The organism is Polaromonas aquatica (assembly GCF_042659145.1).
GTDB lineage: Bacteria > Pseudomonadota > Gammaproteobacteria > Burkholderiales > Burkholderiaceae_C > Polaromonas > Polaromonas aquatica.
Window position 1 is genome coordinate 328,217 of the sequence record NZ_JBHSRS010000084.1, and the last position, 21,324, is coordinate 349,540.

Genomic DNA, 21,324 nt, shown 5'->3' on the forward strand with positions numbered 1-21,324 from the left:
CTTTCAGGCCCGCCCTTGTCGCAGCAGGGCTATAAGACAGCCATCCCGGCAGTGATGCCGGGCAAGCGCCTAAGCTGTACCTCACCATGGAAGTCGAACGCAAGCGGCGACTGCCCCCGGCAAACCTCACGGCGGTGCAGCCCCATCCGGAAAAAACACAGCCATTGCTGCTGCCTCCGGATGCCGATGCGCAGGTGGCCGTTCGGCTGGCCATTGGTGACACCCTCGCCCACTGGCAGGCCAGCGCGGCGGGGTTTCTGGAACCTGGCCGCGCGCCGGCAGACAGTATCGAATGCCTGCACCAGTTGCGCGTCACCTTGCGGCGGCTGCGGGTGGCTTGCGGGCCGCTTGCACGGGCTGCCCGCTGGCACGGCGAAGACCTCAAACCGGTGCGCACCGGCCTGCGCAACCTTGGACAGCAACTGGGCGAGGCACGCGACTGGGATGTGTTCATCGAGGAAACCCTGCCGGCGCTGTCCAGCCAGCTACACGAACCCTCATTGAGCCAGGCGCTGAAGGAGGCCGCTGGCGTGCTGCAGCGCAGCGCTCACCTTCGTGCAAAAGCCGCACTTGAATCGGGCGACAGCCAGCACCTGTTGCTGCAACTAGGCCACTGTCTTGCATCGCCCGGCGGGGACGAGCGGGTTTCATTCAGAGCACTCCTGCGCAGGCTTGACAGGCTGGACCACAGCCTGAGAAAGGCACTGCCCCGACTGGCCCGCCTGACGCCCTCGCGCCTGCACCGCTTGCGCATTGCGGCCAAGAAAATGCGCTACATCACGGAGTTCATGGCCAGCCGCCATGATCCGGCAGCCATTGCGCATTGGCTAGCCTGGCTCAGACATGCCCAAACGGTTCTGGGAGCCCACAACGACCGGAAAACCGCAATGGCGCACCTCCAGGTCATTTGTGAAAGTGCCGGCACAGGGCACGGCAAGGATTGCCGTGCTTTGCAGAAGGCCTTGCGTTCACAGTCATTGCCGAAACTGCAGCTGCCGCCCCTGCCCCACGCCTATTGGCGTGGAAAAAAATCGCGGGATGGCAACAAAAAACCAGTGCATCGCGGCCCGGCAAGGCTGGCCCTCTGACACGCGATGCCTAACCGGCAATGTTCACTCCGCCCGTATGCCGGCCTGCCGCACAATCGCGCCCAGGCGTTCGGCATCGCCGTTGATCGTTGCCCCAAACGCCTCAGGACTGCCGCCTACCGGTTCAAAATACTGCGCCGCCATGGTCTTTTTGAGCTCAGGAGCCTGCAGCGCCTTGTTCACCTCGGCGTTGAGCTTCTGGATGACATCGACCGGCGTACCTTTGGCAACGATCAGGCCGAACCAGGCCTCGACATCAAACTGCGGGTAACCGGACTCGGCAATCGTCGGGACGTCAGGCATCAGCGGCGAGCGTTTTTTACCGGTCACGGCAATCGGCAAGATGCGGCCGGATTTGGCATTGGTGATCAAGTGCGGAATGCTGGCAAAAAACAGGGGCACTTCGTTGGACAGCACATCCGGCAAGGCCGCGCCACACCCCTTGTAGGGTATGTGGACGATGTCGATCTGCGCCACCGACTTCAGGTACTCGGCCGCAATATGCTGCGGCGACGCAATGCCGCAGGAAGCGTAGCTCACGCTGTTTTTGCGCGCATAGGCAAAAAACTCCTTGATACTTTTCACCGGCAATTTCGCACCAACGGAAATCCCGACCGGGGAAGAACCCACGTTCACCACCGGCACGAAATCCTTCAGCGGATCAAACGGCAATTTTTCATACAGCACGCTCATGACCGACAGGTTCGCCGGCATCATGACCAGGTTGTAGCCGTCCTTCGGCAGCCGCGCCACTTCCCCCATGCCAATACTGCCGCCGGCACCTGGCTTGTTTTCGACAATGAACTGCTGGCCCATCTGGGTGGACAGTTGCTGCGCCAGCACCCGCGCCATGATGTCGGTCACGCCGCCTGCGGCATAAGGCACGACGATGCGCACCACCTTGTTGGGGAAAGGTGCCTGGGCCTGTGCCGGGGACATGCCCAGGGACGACCCCAACAAAAGCGCGGCCAAAAGCCGGCTGGAAGATTTGAATAGTTTCTTGTACATGGTTGCTCCTGAATAGTTGCTTATTTCCACATCGACGTGACTTGCCCCTACTCCTTCAGAAAAAGGAGCAGTCGCGATTTCCTTGCATGAGATGCGCAAATCAATGCGCTGTTTTTTTATCCGCCCGGGGGCGCCAGCCACTCTTCGTAAAGAGCGGCCCTGCTGGCCTGCTGCATCAGCAACGGCGGCGCGAGGCTGCCAGCCGGCAGTTCAACACCGTCCCGCAATGCGCGGTAAGTCGAGCGCAGCGCCTGCACCACCGCAGCCATGCTTTGGTGACCCTGCAGGCAGATGGGTACGCCAAAACCGGCCAAACGCTCCCGATCCATCAAGGGCGCGCCAGCATTGCCCAACAGCACAGGTATCTTGATGGCCGCGCGTATTTCCGCCAGTTGTTCCCAGCTCTTCACTCCGACCAGAAAGACGCCATCCACACCGGCCGCTTCATAGGCCCTGGCGCGCAGCAGCGTATCCCGCATGTCCGTGATCTGCGGTGCACTGGTACGGCCTATGACCGCAAGCGCCGGGTCGGTGCGCGCGGATAGCGCTGCGCGCATTTTTGCAACACCCTCTTCCACGGGGATAAGTGCTGCCTTGCCGCTGGCGCCAAAGGGCGCGGGCAGCAAGGTGTCTTCAATCGTGAGTGCCGCGATACCGGCGTTTTCGAGCTCCTCGACCGTACGCCTGACATTGAGCACGCCGCCATAACCGTGGTCCGCATCGACCAGGACAGGCAGGCTGCTGGCGCGGCAGATGCGCCTGGCCTGTTCCGCCAGTTCCGTGAGCGTCAGCACTATCAGGTCGGGTGCAGCCAGCACCGACATGGCGGCAGTCGAGCCGGCAAACATGCCAACTTCAAAACCGGCGTCCTGTGCCAGGCGCGCAGAAATCGGGTCAAACACCGAGGCCGGGTAAACGCATTGTTGCCCGTGCAGGATTTCGCGAAAATGGCCGCGCGCCTTGCCCGCCTTCATGCTGCGGCTCCCGAAGGTGTCGTGATGGGGGCACCGCCGGCAAACACCGGCTTGAGAAAGTGCGAGGCAAAGCGCCACAGGCCGTCGGCACCGCGCACGCACTGGGCGGTCTCATCGGCAATCAGTATGGGCGGCCGCGACTCCAGCACAGGCACGCCATCGGCAGCGTACAGGCAGAGGATGCAATCGACATCCGCACGGTCATCGCCTTGCCCGATCACACGAAGGTTGGATATGACATGGCGCGCCTCACGTGCGCCGCGTCCTTCTCGCCACTTGTAGAAAGCCTGCACCGCACCCGGGCCGTCCATGCGGTCATCGCCAATCGAGAACACCCCTTGCCCGGTATACAGCAAATGCGCATGACGGCCCCAATGGTGATCCACGTCGTACCAATAGTCGGCCAGCAGCACACCAACGGCCAACAGCAGGTCGGGCGCCGTCGAGGAACGGCCAGGCTGCTCGTGCATGTCAAACCTCGCCGTCAATGTGCAGGTCGTGCAGCGTCTGCCGCGTCAACGCGCGCGCCGCCTCACGCGCTGCGTCGGGCTGGCCTGCCACGATGGCATCGATCAGGGAATTGATGTGCTTGCGGCTGTCTTCCCCGGAGTTGGCGCGCATGGACAGGTTCACGTACACCAGCGTGCGCAGCATGGCGGTGTTCCAGAGCTGCTGCATCAGCGCATTGCCAGCCACCGACAGCAGCCATTTCGACAACTGGCCGCTGAAGGACGGGTGCGAGGAAGCCTGGCTGCCCATGTCATCAAAGGCCTGGTTGAGCTCGACCTTCAATGCCTCCGCCTGCGTGATGCCTTTGGCTGTGATTTTCCGCGCAGCCAGCTCTGCCGCATATTCAAGCAATGCCAGCCGTACCTGGAACAACTCCACCAGTTTGCCCTTGTCCAGCTCGACAATGCTGACCCCACGCCAGGGCGCACGCTCCGCAATGCCGTCAGCCACGATCTGCTGCAGGGCTTCCCGCGTCGGGCCATTGGATATGCCGAACTCCTGTTGCAGCGCCGACTCGCGGATGCGTTCACCCGGTTTGTAAACGCCCTCAATGACGCGCTTGCGCAGCACGTCGGCAAGCCAGTCGGCACGCGTTGCGCTGGGCATGGTGTCCATCAGCGCATCACCACTGGCGCCTGCATCGGGCGTGCCGGAATTGAAGTTCGTCATGGCTTCCTGTCTTTTCTCTGTTTTCTTGCTTGTTGTCTTACTTGAAGAAACGGTCCTGGTAGCTGTGCTCGTCCACAGGCTGCTTCAGCGCCCAGTCACCAAGTTCTTCATGGCGTGCAAACCAGACATCCGGGTGTTTCTTGAAATACTTCAGGATCTGGTCAAACACCGAAACAATCATGGGCCGGCCACCGAAGTGGGCATGCAGCGTCACCACCAGCATGCTGCCGGGCTCGTTTTCATAAAGGTAGTCGAATGTGTTTTTGTAGACATCGATCAGGTCGTTCGGGCTGGAGCGCAACACGCGGCTGTCGGTGAAGTCGCTGTTGGGCACGCCGGCGATATTACCGTGGAGCGTGTGCACCTTGTGCGGAACATCCGTGTAGGTCACATCGGCATGCCACTTCAGGCCGGCCTTCGCCAGGAATCCTGCCGTTTCCGGCGTGAAGGCAAGCACCGAACTAAGCCAGCCGTTGGGGCGCTTGCCGGTGACGGAGCCCAGGATGTCAATGGACTTGTTGATGGTTGCCTGCTGTTCTTCGTCAGACATGTAGGTCAGCAATCCGTCCTGGGTGTAATTGTGTCCACCCACATCGTGACCCGAGCTGACGATCTGTTTGACCGACTCCGGGTAAAGCTCGGCGCAGCGTGCATTGGTAAAAAAAGTGGCGGGTACCTGGTTGTCGTCCAGGTTGCGGATGATGCGCCAGATGCCGTTGCGGGCGCCGTAAGTGGACCATGCCTTGCCCGCATGGTCGATGGTGCCGGGCTTGAGGCCTGTAGCCTGCACGGTGTATGAAGGCGCCTTGCCTTCGGACCAGGTTTCGTACATCACGGTGACCGCCACGGCGATGCGTTTGCCGTTGGGCCAATTTTTAGCTTGAGTCATGCTTTTTCCATGTGGGAACAATAAATTTGCGACGCGGTGGCAAGAGGTTTCGAGCCCCGTGTCATGTATGCCATTGCATCATGGTTAAAGTTTAATCATTAATAATGATGTGAATTAAAGGGTTTTCCCTAGTTTGTAAAAATCAATGCAAAAACGAGGCTTGGGAGCCAGAGGGAACGCGACGTACACTTCTTCGCTATTATTTTCATAGCTGGCTGCGCTTGCTATTGTTGGGGAAGCGCTTTATTTGATGCTCAAAATGATGCAGAAAACATGCATCCCGGAGCGACGAATGGCGTGGAGACAGGTCACAAGCCCTGTTTTTGAGGTTTTTTGGCCTCAGGCCCAATCACTGCGCGCGCAACCAGCTATCTTTTCAATAGCATTTTCGGAAGCGGGTATTCAGGTGAGACATGCGATTGACAGGCATGGGTGCCTGACCTGCTCAACCGCATGCGTCGCACACGGTGCCCATAAACAGGCAAGACCATGCAGGGATTTGCCTCGGTGTGGCTTTTATAATCAGCTCACTTTGCGGGTGTAGTTCAATGGTAGAACGGCAGCTTCCCAAGCTTCATACGAGGGTTCGATTCCCTTCACCCGCTCCAGACAAAAAAAGGCCCTTTTCAGGGCCTTTTCTCATAGTGACGCGAAAACCGCGTGAAGCTCAGCTGAACTTCAAATTCACGTTTTTCGTATACGTGAACTCCAGCAACTCGGCAAAACACTCTTCACGCCCTATGCCTGATTGCTTCACACCGCCGAAAGGCGCGCCCATGAAGTGCTGGCTGGAGTTGTTGATCCACACATAACCTGTCTGGATGCGCTTGGCAGCGCGGTGCGCCGTGTTGAGGTTTTGTGTCCAGATCGAGCCGGTGAGGCCAAAGTCCACGCCGTTGACCTGCTCGAACAGCGTGTCTTCGTTGCTCCATTTGAAGACCGACATGATGGGGCCAAACACCTCTTCCTGCGCCAGGCGCATGTGCGGCTGCATGTCGGCAAACACGGTGGCTTCGAAAAAGAAACCGTCCTTGAGCGCCGGGTCCGTTGGCTGCACGCCGCCGCACACCAGCCGGCCACCGTCTTCCAGGCCCTTGGCGACATAACCCTGCACTTTCTCCAGCTGCGCGCGGCTGACGAGCGAGCCCATGGTGGTTTTCGGGTCGGTCGGGATACCGGGCTTGTGGCGCTCGGGCAGCAGCTCAACCACCTTTTCCAGCACGTGGTCGTAAATGGACTCATGCAAAAAGACGCGGCTGGTGGAGCCGCAGCTCTGCCCCGACCAGGTGAAGTTCATGCCGCCAATGATGCCGTTGACGAGCTTGTCGATGTCGGCGTCGGGGTAGGCGATCAGCGCATTTTTGCCGCCCAGCTCCAGCAGCACGGGCTTGAGGTTGTCGGAAGCCGTTTTCATCACGGCCTTGCCGGTAGGCACGCCACCAATCAGCGTGATCTTGCGCACCAGCGGGTGCTTGCCCATGGCGTCGCCGCACTCGCGGCCGCCGCACAGGAAGTTGGCCACACCGGGCGGGAAGATGTCGCCCACCAGTTCAGCCAGCCGCAGGATGGACAGCGGCGCCTGGTCGGGCGACTTCACGACCACGGTGTTGCCGGCCGCCAGCGGCGCGGCCAGGCGCGCGGCGGCGAACATAAAGGGATGGTTGTAGGCGACGATGCGGGCGATCACGCCCAGCGGCTCCTGCAGGGTGTAGTTGAAGTTGCCGTCGCCCATGGGGATGGTCTCGCCCTTGATCTCGGTGGCCAGGCCCGCAAAGTAATCGAGGCAGTCGGCGGCAAAACCCGCGTCCATGGCCAGCGCCGACACCGGGTTGCCGTTGTTCAGCGAGTCCAGCAACGCCAGCGGCCCGGCGTGCTCGCGCAACACAGCGGCGGCCCTGCGCAGGTAACGCCCGCGCTCCACCGGTGGCGTGGCGGCCCATGTCGGAAAGGCCGCGTGGGCAGCTTGTACTGCGGCGTCCACGTCGGCCGCATCGGCGACGGGCGCGATGGTGATGGCTTCGTTGTAGCTCGGGTTGATGGTTTCCAGATAGACGCCGGCCTTGGGCGCATGCCAGGCACCACCGTAATACAGGCCTCGTTGCACCGGCAAAATGCCGGCGGGGATATCGTGTGCGCGCATAACTTTTGTGTCCTCAGTCAATCAAGGCTCAGTCTTTCGACCGGGTCAGCCCCGCCGTCATGGCTGCGCTGTAACCGGTCTGCACCACCACATCAACCACCACGGTCTCGCCCCGCTTCACGGCGGCGATGGCGTCAACCAGGATTTTCTCCAGCTCACCGGCGTCCTCGACCGGGCCTATGCCGGTCAGGCCCTGGCCCCGCGCCATCATGGCGAGGTCAGGTGGTGGATCGCTGATGCGCTGGCCTATCCAGCGGTTTTCAATCGGGCGTTTGCGCTGACGCGCCACGCGCTCCTGGTGCACCTCGTCGTTGAAGAAGGATCGGTTGTTGCAGACCACGATCAGCATGGGAATGCGGGCATTCGCCGCTGTCCAGAGCGCATTGACGCCCATCATGTAGTCGCCATCGCCTATCACCGCGACCGGCAGGCGGTCAGTTCCCTTGAGGCCCAAGGCAGAGCCTATGGACATGCCCGGGCCGGAACCTATGCCGCCGCCGCCGTCGTAACCCAGGAAGTCGAGAGGATGTTTGAAGTCCCACATCTCGCCGCTCCAACTGAGCGGCAGGCGCATCAGGCAGACCTTCTGGTCCCCAACGGCGCGCTTCAAGGTAGCCGCAAGCGTGGACACCATCATGTTGCTGGCGCCTGAAGCACCCGGCACAGGCTGCACCGGCGCCACCACAGGCAGCGGCCGCCTGGCCGGCGCGGGCGTCTTGCGCGGCGTGACCTGCTGGTTCAGCAAGGTTACGGCCGGCTCGGGCTCGCACAACATGAAGACGTCGACGGGCGGCAGGCCCTGGTGGTCCATGCTCCAGCCGTTGTGGCTGTAATGGTCCACCGAGACCTGGATGATCTTGCTGCCCACGGGTTTGTCGCCCCAGGCCTGCTTGAGCGTGCCGGCAAGGTCCAGCCAGTCCAGGCTCAGCACCACATCGGCTTCGCGCAGCACTTCCTGCGCATTGGGCGTGAGAAAGGCGCCACTGGGCGCGGCGTGCAGCGGGTGGTCGGTCGGGAAGGCCGCGCCCACACGCAGGTCGGTCAGCACTTCGGCGTTCAATGTTTCGGCCAGCTGGATGCGTTCGGCCCAGGCGGCTTCGCTGCGGGTGACGCGGCCCATCAGGATGACCGGGCGGCTGGCTTTGGAAAGCAGCGCCGCGGCTTGCGCAACGACTTCGTCCGAGGGCCTGGCCTGCGGCGGCGCGAGGTAACGCGCCGGGTCGGGAATCGCCGGGCGCTCAGTGAGCTTGGATTCCTGCAGGGCCGCATCAAAGCAGACATACACGGGGCCCTGCGGCGCGGTGGTGGCGATCTGCCGCGCGCGCAGCAGCGCTTCTTGCGCCGAAGGGATGGACGCGGGCTGGCAGTCCCACTTGATGAAGTGGCGCACCAGCGCAGCCTGGTCCTGAGCGGTGTGTATCCAGTCAATCCATGGGCGGCGCTTGTTGGCATCGACCGGGCCGGTGGCACCCAGCACGATGACGGGCACGCGGTCCACCCAGGCATCGAAGATCGCCATGGAGCCGTGCATCAGGCCGACGTTGCTGTGCAGGATGGCGATCAGCGGCTTGCCGGTGACCTTGGTATAGCCGTGGGCAATGGCCACCGCATGCTCTTCATGCAGCACCACCATCATCTGCGGCTTTTCATTGCCCAGGTGGTTGACGATGCTGTCGTGCAGGCCGCGAAAGCTCGCGCCCGGGTTGAGCAGCACGTAGGGAATGTCCATCGCGCGCAGCATGTCGGCGATGGCATCGCTGGCCCAGACGGTTTCTTCCGGTTCGGAAGGCTTGGGAATGTCGCGGCGCACGGTGGAGCCGGAAGGAACGGTCATGAAGTCTCCTGATGAAAAATGAATCGGCCGCTTATTCGGGTTTGATATTCGCGGCTTTGATAACTTCGGCCCAGCGCTTCTGGTCGGTCGCGATGAGGCGGGTAAATTCAGCTGGCGTGCTGGTCTCGGCGTAAATGCCCTGCTCGGCCAGCTTGCCCTGCACGTCGGGCAACGCAAGCGAGCGGCGCAGTTCGGCATTGAGCTTGTTAATGATGGCCGGCGGCGTTTTGGCCGGCGCCACCATGCCTATCCAGATGTCGCTTTCATAATTGGGAATGGTTTCGGCGATGGTCGGCACGTTGGGCAGAAGATCAACGCGTTTGGTGCCGGTGGTGCCCAGCGCGCGCAGCTTGCCGCTGCGTATGTGCGGCAGGGCCGAATTCAGGGGGCAGAACATCACGTCCACCGTGCCGCCCAGAACGTCGACCAGCGCCGGGGCGGAGCCCTTGTACGGAATCTGCGTGATGCGCGTGCCCGTCATGGACTTGAAGACCTCGGCTGCCATGTGCTGCGGGCTGCCGGAGCCGGCGGAGGCGTAGGAAAGCTTTTCAGGGTTGGCCTTGGCCAGCGCGATCAGCTCGGCCACCGTGGTGGCCTGCACCCTGGCAGGAGAGACCACCAGCACCATGGGCACGCGGCCCATCATGGTGATGCCGGTCAGGTCGCGGTTCACGTCAAACGGCAGCTTTGGGTAGAGCACCGGGTTGACGGCCACGGTCTGGTTGGGGGCAACCGCAATGTAGTAGCCATCGGGCTCGGCCCTGGCCATGAACTCGGAGGCGATGTTGCCGGCGGCGCCGGGCTTGTTCTCGACAATCACCGGCTGGCCAAAGGATTCGGACATTTTTTGTCCGAGCAGGCGCGCCAGTACGTCATTGGAACCACCGGGCGGCAAGGGCACCACGATGCGGATCGGTTTGATCGGGAAGTCCTGCGCCCAGCTGAGCGGGCTGGCAAAAGCGGCGGAAAGGCAGAGGGCGAGCACCCCTGTGCGGCGGTTGAATGGCATGTCTTGTCTCCAGTATTTATGGCGCGAATCTGCAGGCGCACCGGCATCCTATTGAAGACCCAACAATCATTCAATCTTGAACATCGAATCAACATGAGCGTCAACATGAGCCGCGTCTCACATGGTGCGACTCATACTCAAAATGTGGACACCCAGCGATTCAGGGGGCCGGCAGCGAAGGCTTTACAAACTTGGCTCGGGGTCGCAGTAGGGTGCCATATGCGCGCTGCTCTTGCGCGTGCGCGACCCAACCTGCCAGGCGACCGAGTACGAAGAGCGCAGCGGTTGCCTGGCGCGGCAGGCCCATGGCGCGTGCCATCACCACCAGGGCTAGTTCCTGCCGGGGCAGCAGGCCGGCGCTGGTGCGCATCTCGTCGATAAAACGCGCTATCGCCCGCAGCTCAGGGCTGGGGTTCTTACGGGCAAACACCATCTCAAGCAACTGGGCGGCACGCGGATCGCCTTTGGGATACAGCGGGTGATCAAACCCGGGAACGCTCTGGCCCTGCGCATGCAGCTTGTGGGCGCGTTTGACGAGCACGGGCCTGGTCGGCGTCTGACCCAGAAAATCCTCGACCCGTTCGTACATGCGCCCGACATCCACGCCGGAGGTCGCGCACAGTGCCGAGGCCAGGCAGCTGTGCAGCGTGCCGCCGGCAGACGCCACCACACGCGCGCTCAGCGTTCCGGGAGGGAGCTCGTGGTCGGCCATCAGGATCAGCACGGCGCGCAGGGCTTCGCGGTTTTCGCCGGTGGCAGGCATGGCCAGCGCGTGCATGAGGCCCTCCACCACCGACTCGCCTCGCTGCATGGGCCGCAGAGTTTGCGCCGGGCCGACAAAGCCGCAGCAGGCCACGACCGTCTGCATGATCTCGCGCGCAGCAGGCAGGGTTTTGCCTTGCGACAGCCGCTCGGCCACCGAACCGCGCCGCATGCCCAGCAACAAGATCACCAGCGCGAATGACTCCAGCACGTTGTCTTGTGCCTGTAGCGAGGTGAGTGTTTTTGCCAGCGTGACGAGTTCGGCCGAAGGCTTGCGCACCGGCCAGGCGGACATCTCTTCGGTCAACTCACCGGTCCACAGCAGCTCGGCCACAGACTCAAAAGAAGCCCCCGAGCGCACCAGGTCCGCCGCCAGGTGGCCACGGTAGCGCGGCCCCTGTTCGGTGATCTCGGTGATGGAGGTTGGGAAGATGGGCTCACCCCAGTTCATGGCCGAGGCCGCAACCGCACCGTGGCCGGAACGCGCCAGCGAACGCATGCCCATACGCGTGAGGTCGTCACGCAGATAGAGCTTGTCTTTCTGGCCCTGCCGGGCCACGCTGCGTATCCAGCCCCGGCTCACGTAAGCGTACAGCGTCTGCTGCCTGACGTTCAGGATTTTCATGGCCTCGGCAGCGGAGGCGTAATCGCGGCGCAGCTGTTTGTCCGTATCGTCCATGAATTCAGGCCCCATCCATTGCGTCTGCTGTGAAGTAGCCCTCAGGCTACCACTACGGCGGCCGGCTACTTCAGCGCATCACGATGATGAAAATTCCCAGCAGGGTCAGGGCCGTGCCCCCCAGAACGACAGGCGTGATGTCTTCCTGGTTTTTAAACAGCAAATGGCTGAGCGGAAACACCAGAATGGGCGTGCACAAGGTCAGCAGGGTTGCGATGGACATTGGTATGTAGCGCATGGCGCCTATGCCCAGAATCTGCCCTGAAATCGTGAACGTACCCAAAAGGGCATACAACCAGACCCCGCTGCAGCTGGCGGCTCTCAGGCGCTGCAACAGCTCCCTTTTTTCTGGCGTGAACGCAAGGTGCAGCAGCAAGCCGCACGCCGCGCCCAAAAAACCACCCAGCACCGGCTCGTTCCAGTCGCGCACGGCCGAGCCACGCAGAAAGTTGCCAATCGCATAGGCGAGCGAACTGCCCAGGCCCAGCACCAGGATGGATTGGGGCAGGTATCCCCGCGCGGGATGCTTTGTGTCACCCACCGCCGCGGGGTCACGACCGGCAAAAAAACCGGGCTTGTAACTCACCAGCATCAAACCCGCTATGGTCAATACCATGCCCGCCACGACCAGCGGACCAAGACGTTCTCCCAGCAGCAGCCAGGCCATCAAGGCCGTGAACAGCGGGCTGCTCACCTGGAAAATGCTGGCCTTGGCCGGCCCGAAGCGGACCACGGCTTCGTAAAAAAACCAGCGCCCAAAATAGGTCGCGAATATGCCTGCGGCCACGAAGATCCAGAAGGCATGCACATTCCATTGAAGGCCTTCTGGCCTCAAGCCCAGCTGTACAAGAAAAGCCAGGCCCGAAAACACCACATTTGTCGTTGTCGCGATCAGGAAACCCAGACCCAGGTTGATCCGGCTGGCCGCCACCTTGGTAACAAGGATGCCTGAAGTAAAACAAAGCAGTGCCCCCAGAGCAAGCAGGTAGCCCAGAAAAGCATCAGACATTAGCAAACGTATTTTCGGGCGAGGTTTTGATCATCAGATCTTGAATGCTTCCAGGGACTCCGGCGCGAACAATTCAGACGGTTCGAGCAGCCGCTTTGAAAGACCTTGCTCAAAGTGGTAGCGCAGGAAAGTGCGCAGGGTCTGCTCATTTTTCTCGAAGCCGTAAGGCCAGAAGTCTTCGCCCATTTCGCGTTTGACCTGCTCAACATGCGAGGTGAGCCAAGGCAGCATGGCTTTCAGCGCCGCGGTTTCATACAGGTCTTCATAGGTGCGGCGCTGAGATTCTTCCAGCGCCTTCATCATGGAGCGCGCAACCCAGCGATTGGCCTCGTACACGTCGCGCCGGATGGCCACCGTGTGCATGATGGGAAACATCTTTGTTTCCTTGAAGTAATTGCGCTCGACCTGCTCGTAGTCCTCAAACAGGCGCTTCACCTTGCCGCCGCCATTGAGAAAACTCGACGGCATCCGGGCCGTGTACAACGCGTCAATTTCTCCGTCCAGCAGCATTTGCGCCAGCGTCTGATCAGGACCAATGCTTTCGACCTTGATGTTGGGCGGCAGATCGAGCTTGATCTTCTCGGAACGGCCGGGTTCTTCTTCACCACCGGTGTAATAGGTGACGCTATCAACCGGCACGCCGTAGTGGTCCGACAGGATGCCGCGTATCCATACTGGCGCGGTCATCTGGTATTCAGGATTGCCGATTTTTTTACCGATGAGATCCTTTGCTTCGCGAATCCCCGATTTGGCATTCACGTAAATGCAGGAATGGCGGAAGAAACGCGACGGAAAAACCGGGATCGCCACAAAGGGCTTCGGGTCCCGCGACATGGACACCGAATAGGACGACAGCGACATTTCTGCGACATCAAACTCCTTGTGCCGCAGCATGCGGAAGAAGGTCTCCTCCACCGGCATGTTGAGGTAGTTCAGGTCGATGCCATCGGGCTGCACGCTCCCGTCCATCAGGGCACGGGTGCGGTCATAGTTCCAGCAGCCGAAGGTCAGTTTCAGTTTTGACATGTCGCGGTTTGTTCCTTAAAAAAATAATGCCCCACACAAGCCCGCTTCGCGGGGCTTGCTGCCCCCTGAAGGGGCTGGTTTTTCAGGGGCTGTCCTTCAAAAATTACTCCGGTTTGATACCAGAGGCAACGATGGCTTTGGCCAGGCGTTCGTTTTCGCCGAGGATGGCCTTGTTGTAATCGGCCGGGCTGCTGCCTATGGGCTCGATGCCGGCTGTGTTCAGCGTGGCGATCACCTCCGGCATCTTGGCGATCTGCGCCATTTCTGCGCTGATGCGGTCAATCGCGCTGGAAGGCGTTCCGGTTGCGGCCAGCACGCCGACGATGGGTGCGAAGTCAAAGCCGGGAATGATCTCGGCAATGGCCGGCACATTCGGCTCCTGGCTGGAGCGCTGCGCAGCATTGTTGGCCAGCAGCTTGACCTGGCCCGACTTCACAAAGCCCGCCAGCGAAGGCAAGGCGGAAAACAGCACTTCGACCTGGCCGCCAATCAGTGCCGGCACCGATTGGCCCGTCCCCTTGAACGGCACGTGTGTGATCTGCAAGCCCAGCGAAGCCTTCATGGCCTCCATGGTCAGGTGATGCGTGCTGCCTATGCCGGATGAGCCGTAGTTCAACGTCCCGGGCTTGGCCTTGGCCAATGCAATAAATTCCTGCAATGTGTTGGCTGGCACCTTGGGGTGCACCGCAAGGTACAAAGGAGCACGGGCAGCCAGCGAGACCGGCATGAAGTCCCGTTTGTAGTCGTAGCCCAGGTTTTTATACATGGCGGGATTGATGGAGAACATGGACCCATCAGTCACAAGAAAGGTATAGCCATCCTTGGGTGAGGAGGCCAGCACTTGCGCTGCCACCACGCCATTGGCGCCCGGCCGGTTATCCACCACGACGGACTGACCCAGCTTGTCGCCCAGGCGCTGCGCAAAGATGCGCGCCACCGTATCAGGCAGGCCGCCGGGCGCGTACGGCACAACGAACTTGATGGGCCGGTTCGGATAGGCGCCCTGGGCATTTGCCAGGGACGGCAACGCCAGCATGCCGGCTGTCAGCACGGCAGTCGCAAGCAAAAGGGTACGGCGTGGTTTCATTGAAATATCTCCTGTCTGGTTTTATTGAAGTTTCATGGGGCCGGGAAAACGGTCGCCCGCCCCTTATGGGGTGGACGTGGAATACGAAGGCTCAAGGGCAGGTGCGCCGGCATCCCATACATAGGATGCTTCGTAGGCACGCCAGTCCGTGGTCTTTGGAACAATGGCTTGGAACGAGCACACGCTGGAGGGAATGCGGGCATCGCCGGTGCCTATGGCCTGCGCACCGTCCCGGAAAGCCTTCACGGCCTCCAGCATCTGCTTGCGAAACTCCACGACGGCGAGGTCACTGGCGCCCAAGCGTTCATGCGTGCGATCGGCAATCGGCCCCATGGTCACCCACATCGCGATGTCCTGGTTGGGGAAACCCGTGATGCCCGTGAAATTACCGGCCTTCATCGCAGCACGGTCCTGCCAGAAATGGTTGCTGACATTGCGCAGGGGGACGTACTTCTCATCCAGGTCGGAGCCGACCTGTTGGCCCAGAAACTTCCGCCAGGTGGCTGTATCCGGTGTCTGGTCTGGATGGCCCCAGGCGATGAAATAAAACGCCGTATTCGTGTCGTCCATGGGCACATTGATATTGGCCACGTTGTACAGGTTGTTGGGCGGAATCAGGGCTGTGGCAGGCGCCACAAACACAGTGGAGCGCACGTAATCCGTCGTGGCCGCATTGGTGATGGGCCGGCGTATGGCGGCATAGCGGAAACCATAAGTCCCGCGCTCTATCTGCATGCGCGGGGCCTTGTCGGTTGACGGGCGCAGCCAGTTGGTTTCGGTTGCAGACCCCGTCGCCACCCGCGCCGGTACCATGTCCGATGAGTGCAGGCTGGAGCTGTGCGCGGAATCAATCGCACCCTCAAGGATCTGCGCCCAGTTGCAGGGAATGATGGCTTTGGCAATCGTCACCTTCGCATCCGCCGTCGGCGCCCAGGCCGGCGGCTGGAACTCGGGCCGGGTTTCCTGCGGTCCCATGTAGGCCCACACAAAACCGCCCCACTCCTGCGTCGGATAAGCCAGGTGCTTGACCTTTTGTGCCATGCCGCTGGCTGCAGGCTCGGACACCATCTCCATCACATTGCCGTCCACATCCATCTTCCAGCCGTGGTAAAGGCAACGCAGGCCGCAGTCCTCATTGCGGCCGAACACCAGCGACACACGCCGGTGCGGGCAGTATTCGTCCATCACGCCCACGCGGCCATTGGTGTCGCGAAACACAACCAGGTCTTCGCCGAACACCTGCGCCTTGATGGGCGTGCCGTCCGGCTCGCTGACTTCCTCAATCAGGCATACCGGTGTCCAGTGGCGGCGCATCAACTGGCCCATGGGCGCCTTGCCTTCCACGCGGCACAACAATTCATTTTCTTCGTGGGTCAACATGTGCAATATCCTTCAAACGCATTGATCTGGAATCTCCTCCAAAACTGCTTGCAAATTCAGATTAACGAGATTATTCTTAGAGCCCTAAGATTATTCGCAGTCTTTCAATTTGTCAAGAAAATTTATGGAGACCACGATGAGCGTTAACCCTAGCGTTCCGGCCAGCGCGGACGCCCACAGTCCGGAGCCGGACTTTTTCAGCCTCCGGGTGGTGCGCAAAAAGGCATTGGCGGGAGGCATTTACCTGTTCGAACTACGCCATCCAGACGGCGCGGCCCTGCCCGCTTTCACAGCCGGCGCACACCTCACAGTCCAGGTGCCGGCAGGTGCGCGGCGCAACTACTCCCTGTGCAGCAACCCGGCGGACGGTGACTTCTACCAGATCGCCGTCAAACGCGATGCAACAGGCCGCGGCGGCTCAGTCAGCATGGCTGACGAGGTGCATGAGGGCGACCTGCTCCAGGTCAGTGCGCCGCGCAACAACTTTGAACTGCACCCGCGCGCAAGCAAATTCCTCTTTGTGGCCGGTGGCATAGGCATCACACCCATCCTGTCCATGATGCGCCACCTGAAAGCACAGGGAAACGACCAGTTCAGGCTGATCTACTGCACCCGGGACGCGGGCAGCACCGCCTTCCTGGAGGAGCTGGGCAGCCCCGAATTCGCCGCCCACGTGCAGGTGCACCATGACCACGGCGATATCAACAACGCACTGGACTTCTGGCCCGTTTTTGAAACCCCCACCAACGAACACGTTTATTGCTGCGGCCCGCGCGGGCTGATGGATGCCGTCGCCGACATGTCGGGTCACTGGCCGTCCAGTGCCATCCACTTTGAAAGCTTCGGTGTCGATGCCAGCGTGTATGCAGCCAATACAGCATTCAGCGTCCGCCTGCAGAAAACCGGCACCTGCATACCGGTGGCTGCGGACCAGTCAATTCTTGAGGCCTTGCGCGCAGCCAGCCTGCGCGTGCCCAGCTCGTGCGAGAGCGGTACCTGCGGATCCTGCCGCACCACCCTCCTGTCGGGCGAAGCAGAGCACCGTGACATGGTGCTGAGCGATGAGGAAAAGGAACACAGCATCATGGTTTGCGTATCTCGCGCAAAATCGGCAGAACTTGTGCTGGACCTATGAGTAACAAAAATACCCCTCCACTGAACATAGGCGTCGTCGGGCTGGGCCGGGCGTTCACGCTGATGCTGCCCACCTTTGTGCACGACAGCCGCGTCCGGCTGGTGGCGGCGACGGACCCGATTGCGGCAGCACAGGCGCAGTTCGGTAAGGACTTCAGCGCACCCACCCATGACTCCGTGGAGGCCCTCTGCGCCAACCCGGACGTGGAGGCTGTGTACATAGCCTCCCCGCACCAGTTTCACGCCGAGCATGTGTGCCTGGCCGCCGCCCATGGCAAACACGTGCTGGTGGAAAAACCCATGGCACTCTCGCTTGATGAATGCAGCCGGATGATTGAAGCAGCCCGCAGCGCAGGCGTGCACCTGATCGTCGGCCACAGCCACAGCTTCAATACACCCATCAAACGTACCCGGCAAATCATCGACAGCGGCACTTACGGCGCAGTGAAGATGATCACGGCGCTGAATTTCACCGACTTTTTATACCGGCCGCGCAGGCCGGAAGAGCTCGATACCCAGGCCGGCGGCGGTGTCATCCATAGCCAGGCCACGCACCAGATAGACATCGTCCGGCTGCTGGGAGGCGGGCTGGTGCGCAGCGTGCAGGCCCACACCGGCGCATGGGACAGCGCCCGCCCGACCGAGGGCGCGTACAGCGCGCTGCTGGGTTTTGAAAGCGGTGCGTTTGCGTCTGCCACCTACAGCGGTTATGGCCACTACGATTCCGATGAGTTGATGGGCAATATCGGTGAAATGGGCCAGGCCAAAAATCCGCAGGACTATGGCGCTGCCCGCAAGCGCCTGGTCAACGCCGCCAGTGCCGAAGAGGAAAGCCGGCTCAAGGCCGCGCGCAACTATGGGGGCAGCCTGTACACGGGCACCCCGTCCCTGCCGGCTGGCCTGGCGCACCAGCATTTCGGGAACATCATCGTCAGTTGCGAAAAAGCGGACCTGCGGCCAACGCCCTCCGGGATCGAGATTTACGGCGATGGCCAGCGCAGCTTTGAGCCCCTGCCGCCGCCAGCAGTCCCGCGCAGCGAGGTCATCGACGAGTTATACGGTGCTGTGTTTGAAGGCCGGGACCCGCTGCACAGCGGCGCCTGGGCACGGGCCACCACCGAGGTCTGCCTGGCCATCCTCGAAGCCGCCCGCAGCGGCAGCGCCCAGCCCATGCGCCATCAGGTAGCATTGGGCAGCACGTAAATGAAAACCGATACCCACAACATTCTTCACCATTGGCGCGAGGCGGTACCCAATGACCGCATGGCCCACCTGATACGCGACACGGAGCGGGCCTTCCGGCGGGCGCTGCAGATCAGGCTGGCCGAACACGGCGTGCCCTTCGGCCACTGGAGCTTCCTGCGCATTCTCTGGGAAGCCGATGGCTTGACCCAGAAAGAACTCAGCTCACGTGCTGGCGTGATGGAGCCCACCACCTTCTCGGCCATGAAGGCCATGGAGTCGCTCGGCTACATCGTGCGCAAGCAGTTGCCAACCAACAAGAAGAATGTGTATGTCCACCTGACCGACAGCGGGCGGGCCCTGAAAAAAGTCCTGGTCCCGCTGGCTGAAGACACCAACCGTATCAGTACCCGGAATGTCTCGCCGGCAGACCTGGCAACGGCGCGCAAGGTGCTGCTGTCAATGATAGACAACCTGGCCGCGGACGAACTAAGCCAGGTCGAGCTGCCGCGCAAGAAACCAGCCGCGCAAGCCAGGTAAGTGCCTGGCCTGCAGCTCCGCAGGTTCAGTCCAGCAGGCGCCTGGCCTCCATCCAGTCGATATAGCTTTTCGCTGCAAGCGCCAGCAGCTCGGGTTGTCCCACAAAGTAGTGGGTTGCACCCTTGATGCACTGCATCGTCTTGTCCGCACTGCCGGCGGCGTCAAATATCCGCTGCGTATGCGGTTGTGGTACGGCGTCATCGGCGCTGTGTTCTATCGCCAGCATGGGCACTGTGATGCCCGCCGCGCTTTTCTCGCCATGTGCATTGGTGTCATCGGGTGACCACTGCGACAGCCAGGAACGCAATGTGGAGAAGCGTCCCGAGCCCACCGGGCCGTTGTTGACGGTTTCAGGGTTCCCCATGAAGCAGGTCCCGATCGGCCTGTCGTTGGGGTCGATGGAAGCATCCAGGAAACGCGGCTCGGCCATGGTGCGATGCGTCACAAAACCGCGCTCCATTTCAAGCCCGCCCTTCTTGCGCAGGTCCTCAAGCGTCTGTTTGACCCAGGCCGTGCGCCTGCGGATACGGGCCAGTTGCGCCGCGCGGAAGCGGGCCATGAACTCGGCTGAATAGGGCGGCTTGATGTCGGGGTTGTACAGGTTCAGTTCCGGATCGACCTTGTCCGGATCGTTCTCGTCAATGACTGACGGGTCGATCCAGTCGGCCAGTACCACGGCGCGCGATACATGGGCCGCCTGGAAAATAAAACCGTCGGCCGGTATCAGGCCTGCTGCGATGATGTTGCAGGGATCGCCTGCAGGCGTGTGGGTGACCGTCGGTTTTTCTGCCTGGGACTGGTAGAACAGCGCCAGCGACCCGCCGCCCGACCAGCCTGCCATCACTATTTTTTTGTAGCCCCACACTTCCCTGGCGTGGCGCACATAGGCGCCCAGGTCCACCACCACGTTTTCCATGATCAGCGCGCTGTCGTTGCGGGCATAACGGCTGGCCGCGCACAGGACGTGGACGCCGCGCTCTGCCATGGCCCTTGGCATGGGCAGCAATTGCAAGGTTGACGCCGGATGCATGTAAATCACCAGCGTACCGGAAGGCCTGCCCTTGGGTATGTAACGTATGCCCTCCAGGTTGATCACGCCCTGGTTGCCTGCAAAACCATACACCTCCTTGAAGGTGGTTTTTTCCGCAAACTTGACGTGCACCCACTCGGCCTGGACTTCAAACTTTTCCGTCGACATCAAAAAAACTCCTGATTGTTTATTAAAGACTCAAGCCGTCGCAGCGATGTTCAGGCGGGCATTCTTTTCTTTCATCCAGGTATCGCAAGCGGCACGCGCTTCCCGGCGAAAGAACTGCTGCTCCTCCACGCTCGTGGTGCTCACCGTCAATTCCAGGCGAATGCCATTCGGGTCAAAGAAATAAATGGAATGAAACTGGTCCTCATGCAGCACAGGACCCAGCACTTCGACACCGGCTGCTTCAAGGCGCTTTTTGGCCTCGTCAACCTTTGCAGTGGACTCCACCTTGAGCGCCAGGTGGTTTACCCAGCGCGGCGTGTTGGGGGACGGCTCGCCGGTGACGTTGTCGCCCAGGTCAAAAAAGGCCACGCAGCCGCCGTTCGTCATCTCGAAAAACAGGTGCGCAAACAGGTTTTTTTCACCGGTGCTGACCACGTCGCCGCGCACGACATGAATCAGCGGCAGGCCGAGCAGGTCTTCATAAAAATGACGCGTTTCTTCGGCATCGCGGCAACGGTAGGCCACATGATGCAGGCCATTGATGGGTACAAATTTTCCCATGATCTTCTCCTGAACAGGGTTATGCGGCGGGGCGCCGCGTTGGTAGGTGTTGGGTGACCTGTTGCAGCCAGGCCTTGTCGTCAGAAAGCGAAGCCAGCTCGGCAAGCGCCTCGTCCTGTGTCTGGGTCCAGCGCTCCACCACCCTGACGTCGTCCGCATCGTCAGACTGGTATGAGAACTCGAGCCGTATGCCGTTCGGGTCCATGAAATACACCGACCATGTACCGGCGCCCACCATGATGGGGCCGATCAATGGCACGCCGGCGGCCTTCAACCGCTCCAGCAATTGCGCAAAACGCTCTTCGGTTGTGGTGAAGGAGCAATGCTGCATGGCCGCCAGCGCATCCCGGTCGCCTTGTGTTTTGGCGCCCTTGGGCATTTCAAAAAATGCCACCATGGTGTCGCCGCCGGCATCGAAAAAATAGTGGCGCAGGTTTTCAAATGGCGGGTTACCCCGGTTGGCAGGCCCGACGCCGACGCCGGGCGGCACCTTGAGCGCATGCACCAGCGGCATGCCCAGGACCTTGCCGTAAAAATCCATAGTCATCTTCATGTCGTCGGTATTCAGCGCCAGGTGGTGGATACCGCGCGTCATCGGCTTTGCACCGTGTTGCAGGCGCATGGGGTCGTTGGCCATGATTTGCC

20 protein-coding genes and 1 tRNA gene are annotated in these 21,324 nt (G+C 61.1%); 5 read left to right on the forward strand and 16 right to left on the reverse strand.

Annotated features, from left to right (window positions below):
* Positions 1–86: 86 nt before the first annotated feature.
* The gene (locus ACFQND_RS22715; protein WP_371439813.1) at positions 87–1,088 is read left to right on the forward strand and encodes a CHAD domain-containing protein; all 1,002 of its coding nucleotides are present in this window, start codon (positions 87–89) and stop codon (positions 1,086–1,088) included.
* A 24-nt stretch (positions 1,089–1,112) separates the two neighbouring features.
* On the opposite strand, the gene ACFQND_RS22720 is transcribed toward ACFQND_RS22715, so the two are convergent.
* The 5 genes from ACFQND_RS22720 to ACFQND_RS22740 all read right to left on the reverse strand — a co-directional run bounded on the left by ACFQND_RS22720 (position 1,113) and on the right by ACFQND_RS22740 (position 5,138).
* Entirely contained in the window at positions 1,113–2,096 is a 984-nt protein-coding gene (locus ACFQND_RS22720) for a Bug family tripartite tricarboxylate transporter substrate binding protein (RefSeq protein WP_371439814.1), read from the reverse strand.
* 116 nt (positions 2,097–2,212) lie between these two features.
* Positions 2,213–3,070 carry an isocitrate lyase/PEP mutase family protein gene (locus ACFQND_RS22725; RefSeq protein ID WP_371439815.1) on the reverse strand — a complete coding sequence of 286 codons (858 nt, stop codon included), beginning with the start codon at positions 3,068–3,070 and terminating at the stop codon, positions 2,213–2,215.
* Positions 3,067–3,540 carry a nuclear transport factor 2 family protein gene (locus ACFQND_RS22730; RefSeq protein ID WP_371439816.1) on the reverse strand — a complete coding sequence of 158 codons (474 nt, stop codon included), beginning with the start codon at positions 3,538–3,540 and terminating at the stop codon, positions 3,067–3,069. The genes ACFQND_RS22725 and ACFQND_RS22730 overlap by 4 nt, the downstream gene beginning before the upstream one ends.
* 1 nt (position 3,541) lies before the next feature.
* On the reverse strand, positions 3,542–4,249 hold the full coding sequence (locus ACFQND_RS22735; protein ID WP_371439817.1) for a GntR family transcriptional regulator: 708 nt from the start codon (positions 4,247–4,249) through the stop codon (positions 3,542–3,544).
* 37 nt (positions 4,250–4,286) lie between these two features.
* A complete protein-coding gene (locus tag ACFQND_RS22740) occupies positions 4,287–5,138 on the reverse strand; it encodes a polysaccharide deacetylase family protein (RefSeq protein ID WP_371439818.1) in 852 nt (283 codons plus the stop codon).
* Between the two features lie 534 nt (positions 5,139–5,672).
* On the opposite strand from ACFQND_RS22740, the gene ACFQND_RS22745 reads away from it, so the two are divergent.
* Positions 5,673–5,746: transfer RNA gene (locus ACFQND_RS22745), tRNA-Gly, on the forward strand.
* Between the two features lie 59 nt (positions 5,747–5,805).
* On the opposite strand, the gene ACFQND_RS22750 is transcribed toward ACFQND_RS22745, so the two are convergent.
* From ACFQND_RS22750 to ACFQND_RS22785, 8 genes are all read right to left on the reverse strand, one after another.
* Positions 5,806–7,278, reverse strand: coding sequence for an aldehyde dehydrogenase family protein (locus tag ACFQND_RS22750; RefSeq protein ID WP_371439819.1), 1,473 nt, complete (start codon positions 7,276–7,278; stop codon positions 5,806–5,808).
* Between the two features lie 28 nt (positions 7,279–7,306).
* Positions 7,307–9,112: a thiamine pyrophosphate-binding protein gene (locus tag ACFQND_RS22755; protein WP_371439820.1), complete on the reverse strand. Its 1,806-nt coding sequence runs from the start codon at positions 9,110–9,112 to the stop codon at positions 7,307–7,309.
* A 31-nt stretch (positions 9,113–9,143) separates the two neighbouring features.
* Positions 9,144–10,121, reverse strand: coding sequence for a Bug family tripartite tricarboxylate transporter substrate binding protein (locus ACFQND_RS22760; protein WP_371439821.1), 978 nt, complete (start codon positions 10,119–10,121; stop codon positions 9,144–9,146).
* A gap of 160 nt (positions 10,122–10,281) precedes the next feature.
* The gene (locus tag ACFQND_RS22765) at positions 10,282–11,562 is read right to left on the reverse strand and encodes a citrate synthase (protein ID WP_371439822.1); all 1,281 of its coding nucleotides are present in this window, start codon (positions 11,560–11,562) and stop codon (positions 10,282–10,284) included.
* A 70-nt stretch (positions 11,563–11,632) separates the two neighbouring features.
* Positions 11,633–12,571 (reverse strand): DMT family transporter, encoded by a 939-nt coding sequence (locus tag ACFQND_RS22770; protein WP_371439823.1) that lies wholly within the window; start codon positions 12,569–12,571, stop codon positions 11,633–11,635.
* A 33-nt stretch (positions 12,572–12,604) separates the two neighbouring features.
* A complete protein-coding gene (locus ACFQND_RS22775) occupies positions 12,605–13,597 on the reverse strand; it encodes an ABC transporter substrate-binding protein (RefSeq protein ID WP_371439824.1) in 993 nt (330 codons plus the stop codon).
* 103 nt (positions 13,598–13,700) lie between these two features.
* A complete protein-coding gene (locus tag ACFQND_RS22780; RefSeq protein WP_371439825.1) occupies positions 13,701–14,684 on the reverse strand; it encodes a Bug family tripartite tricarboxylate transporter substrate binding protein in 984 nt (327 codons plus the stop codon).
* 63 nt (positions 14,685–14,747) lie between these two features.
* The gene (locus tag ACFQND_RS22785) at positions 14,748–16,064 is read right to left on the reverse strand and encodes a Rieske 2Fe-2S domain-containing protein (RefSeq protein ID WP_371439826.1); all 1,317 of its coding nucleotides are present in this window, start codon (positions 16,062–16,064) and stop codon (positions 14,748–14,750) included.
* A 136-nt stretch (positions 16,065–16,200) separates the two neighbouring features.
* On the opposite strand from ACFQND_RS22785, the gene ACFQND_RS22790 reads away from it, so the two are divergent.
* The 3 genes from ACFQND_RS22790 to ACFQND_RS22800 are packed head-to-tail and all read left to right on the forward strand — an operon-like array spanning position 16,201 to position 18,920.
* On the forward strand, positions 16,201–17,199 hold the full coding sequence (locus ACFQND_RS22790; RefSeq protein ID WP_371439827.1) for a PDR/VanB family oxidoreductase: 999 nt from the start codon (positions 16,201–16,203) through the stop codon (positions 17,197–17,199).
* Positions 17,196–18,401, forward strand: a complete 1,206-nt coding sequence (locus ACFQND_RS22795; RefSeq protein ID WP_371439828.1) for a Gfo/Idh/MocA family protein — start codon at positions 17,196–17,198, stop codon at positions 18,399–18,401. Before ACFQND_RS22790 ends, ACFQND_RS22795 begins: the two co-directional genes overlap by 4 nt.
* Entirely contained in the window at positions 18,402–18,920 is a 519-nt protein-coding gene (locus ACFQND_RS22800; RefSeq protein ID WP_371439829.1) for a MarR family winged helix-turn-helix transcriptional regulator, read from the forward strand.
* A 25-nt stretch (positions 18,921–18,945) separates the two neighbouring features.
* On the opposite strand, the gene ACFQND_RS22805 is transcribed toward ACFQND_RS22800, so the two are convergent.
* The 3 genes from ACFQND_RS22805 to ACFQND_RS22815 are packed head-to-tail and all read right to left on the reverse strand — an operon-like array spanning position 18,946 to position 21,316.
* A complete protein-coding gene (locus ACFQND_RS22805; protein ID WP_371439830.1) occupies positions 18,946–20,118 on the reverse strand; it encodes an alpha/beta hydrolase family protein in 1,173 nt (390 codons plus the stop codon).
* Positions 20,119–20,148: 30 nt separating this feature from the next.
* Complete coding sequence (locus tag ACFQND_RS22810) at positions 20,149–20,679, reverse strand: VOC family protein (protein ID WP_371439831.1); 531 nt, start codon at positions 20,677–20,679, stop codon at positions 20,149–20,151.
* 19 nt (positions 20,680–20,698) lie between these two features.
* On the reverse strand, positions 20,699–21,316 hold the full coding sequence (locus ACFQND_RS22815; RefSeq protein ID WP_371439832.1) for a VOC family protein: 618 nt from the start codon (positions 21,314–21,316) through the stop codon (positions 20,699–20,701).
* Positions 21,317–21,324 lie beyond the last annotated feature (8 nt).

Bases quoted from the DNA above. Each gene is read 5' to 3' on its own strand.
- ACFQND_RS22765 (WP_371439822.1), bottom strand. From the start codon at position 11,562: ATGGACGATACGGACAAACAGCTGCGCCGCGATTACGCCTCCGCTGCC.
- ACFQND_RS22780 (WP_371439825.1), bottom strand. From the start codon at position 14,684: ATGAAACCACGCCGTACCCTTTTGCTTGCGACTGCCGTGCTGACAGCC.
- ACFQND_RS22760 (WP_371439821.1), bottom strand. From the start codon at position 10,121: ATGCCATTCAACCGCCGCACAGGGGTGCTCGCCCTCTGCCTTTCCGCC.
- ACFQND_RS22720 (WP_371439814.1), bottom strand. From the start codon at position 2,096: ATGTACAAGAAACTATTCAAATCTTCCAGCCGGCTTTTGGCCGCGCTT.
- ACFQND_RS22815 (WP_371439832.1), bottom strand. From the start codon at position 21,316: ATGGCCAACGACCCCATGCGCCTGCAACACGGTGCAAAGCCGATGACG.
- ACFQND_RS22735 (WP_371439817.1), bottom strand. From the start codon at position 4,249: ATGACGAACTTCAATTCCGGCACGCCCGATGCAGGCGCCAGTGGTGAT.
- ACFQND_RS22800 (WP_371439829.1), top strand. From the start codon at position 18,402: ATGAAAACCGATACCCACAACATTCTTCACCATTGGCGCGAGGCGGTA.
- ACFQND_RS22740 (WP_371439818.1), bottom strand. From the start codon at position 5,138: ATGACTCAAGCTAAAAATTGGCCCAACGGCAAACGCATCGCCGTGGCG.
- ACFQND_RS22725 (WP_371439815.1), bottom strand. From the start codon at position 3,070: ATGAAGGCGGGCAAGGCGCGCGGCCATTTTCGCGAAATCCTGCACGGG.
- ACFQND_RS22775 (WP_371439824.1), bottom strand. From the start codon at position 13,597: ATGTCAAAACTGAAACTGACCTTCGGCTGCTGGAACTATGACCGCACC.
- ACFQND_RS22810 (WP_371439831.1), bottom strand. From the start codon at position 20,679: ATGGGAAAATTTGTACCCATCAATGGCCTGCATCATGTGGCCTACCGT.
- ACFQND_RS22805 (WP_371439830.1), bottom strand. From the start codon at position 20,118: ATGTCGACGGAAAAGTTTGAAGTCCAGGCCGAGTGGGTGCACGTCAAG.
- ACFQND_RS22770 (WP_371439823.1), bottom strand. From the start codon at position 12,571: ATGTCTGATGCTTTTCTGGGCTACCTGCTTGCTCTGGGGGCACTGCTT.
- ACFQND_RS22755 (WP_371439820.1), bottom strand. From the start codon at position 9,112: ATGACCGTTCCTTCCGGCTCCACCGTGCGCCGCGACATTCCCAAGCCT.
- ACFQND_RS22730 (WP_371439816.1), bottom strand. From the start codon at position 3,540: ATGCACGAGCAGCCTGGCCGTTCCTCGACGGCGCCCGACCTGCTGTTG.
- ACFQND_RS22790 (WP_371439827.1), top strand. From the start codon at position 16,201: ATGAGCGTTAACCCTAGCGTTCCGGCCAGCGCGGACGCCCACAGTCCG.
- ACFQND_RS22715 (WP_371439813.1), top strand. From the start codon at position 87: ATGGAAGTCGAACGCAAGCGGCGACTGCCCCCGGCAAACCTCACGGCG.
- ACFQND_RS22785 (WP_371439826.1), bottom strand. From the start codon at position 16,064: ATGTTGACCCACGAAGAAAATGAATTGTTGTGCCGCGTGGAAGGCAAG.
- ACFQND_RS22750 (WP_371439819.1), bottom strand. From the start codon at position 7,278: ATGCGCGCACACGATATCCCCGCCGGCATTTTGCCGGTGCAACGAGGC.
- ACFQND_RS22795 (WP_371439828.1), top strand. From the start codon at position 17,196: ATGAGTAACAAAAATACCCCTCCACTGAACATAGGCGTCGTCGGGCTG.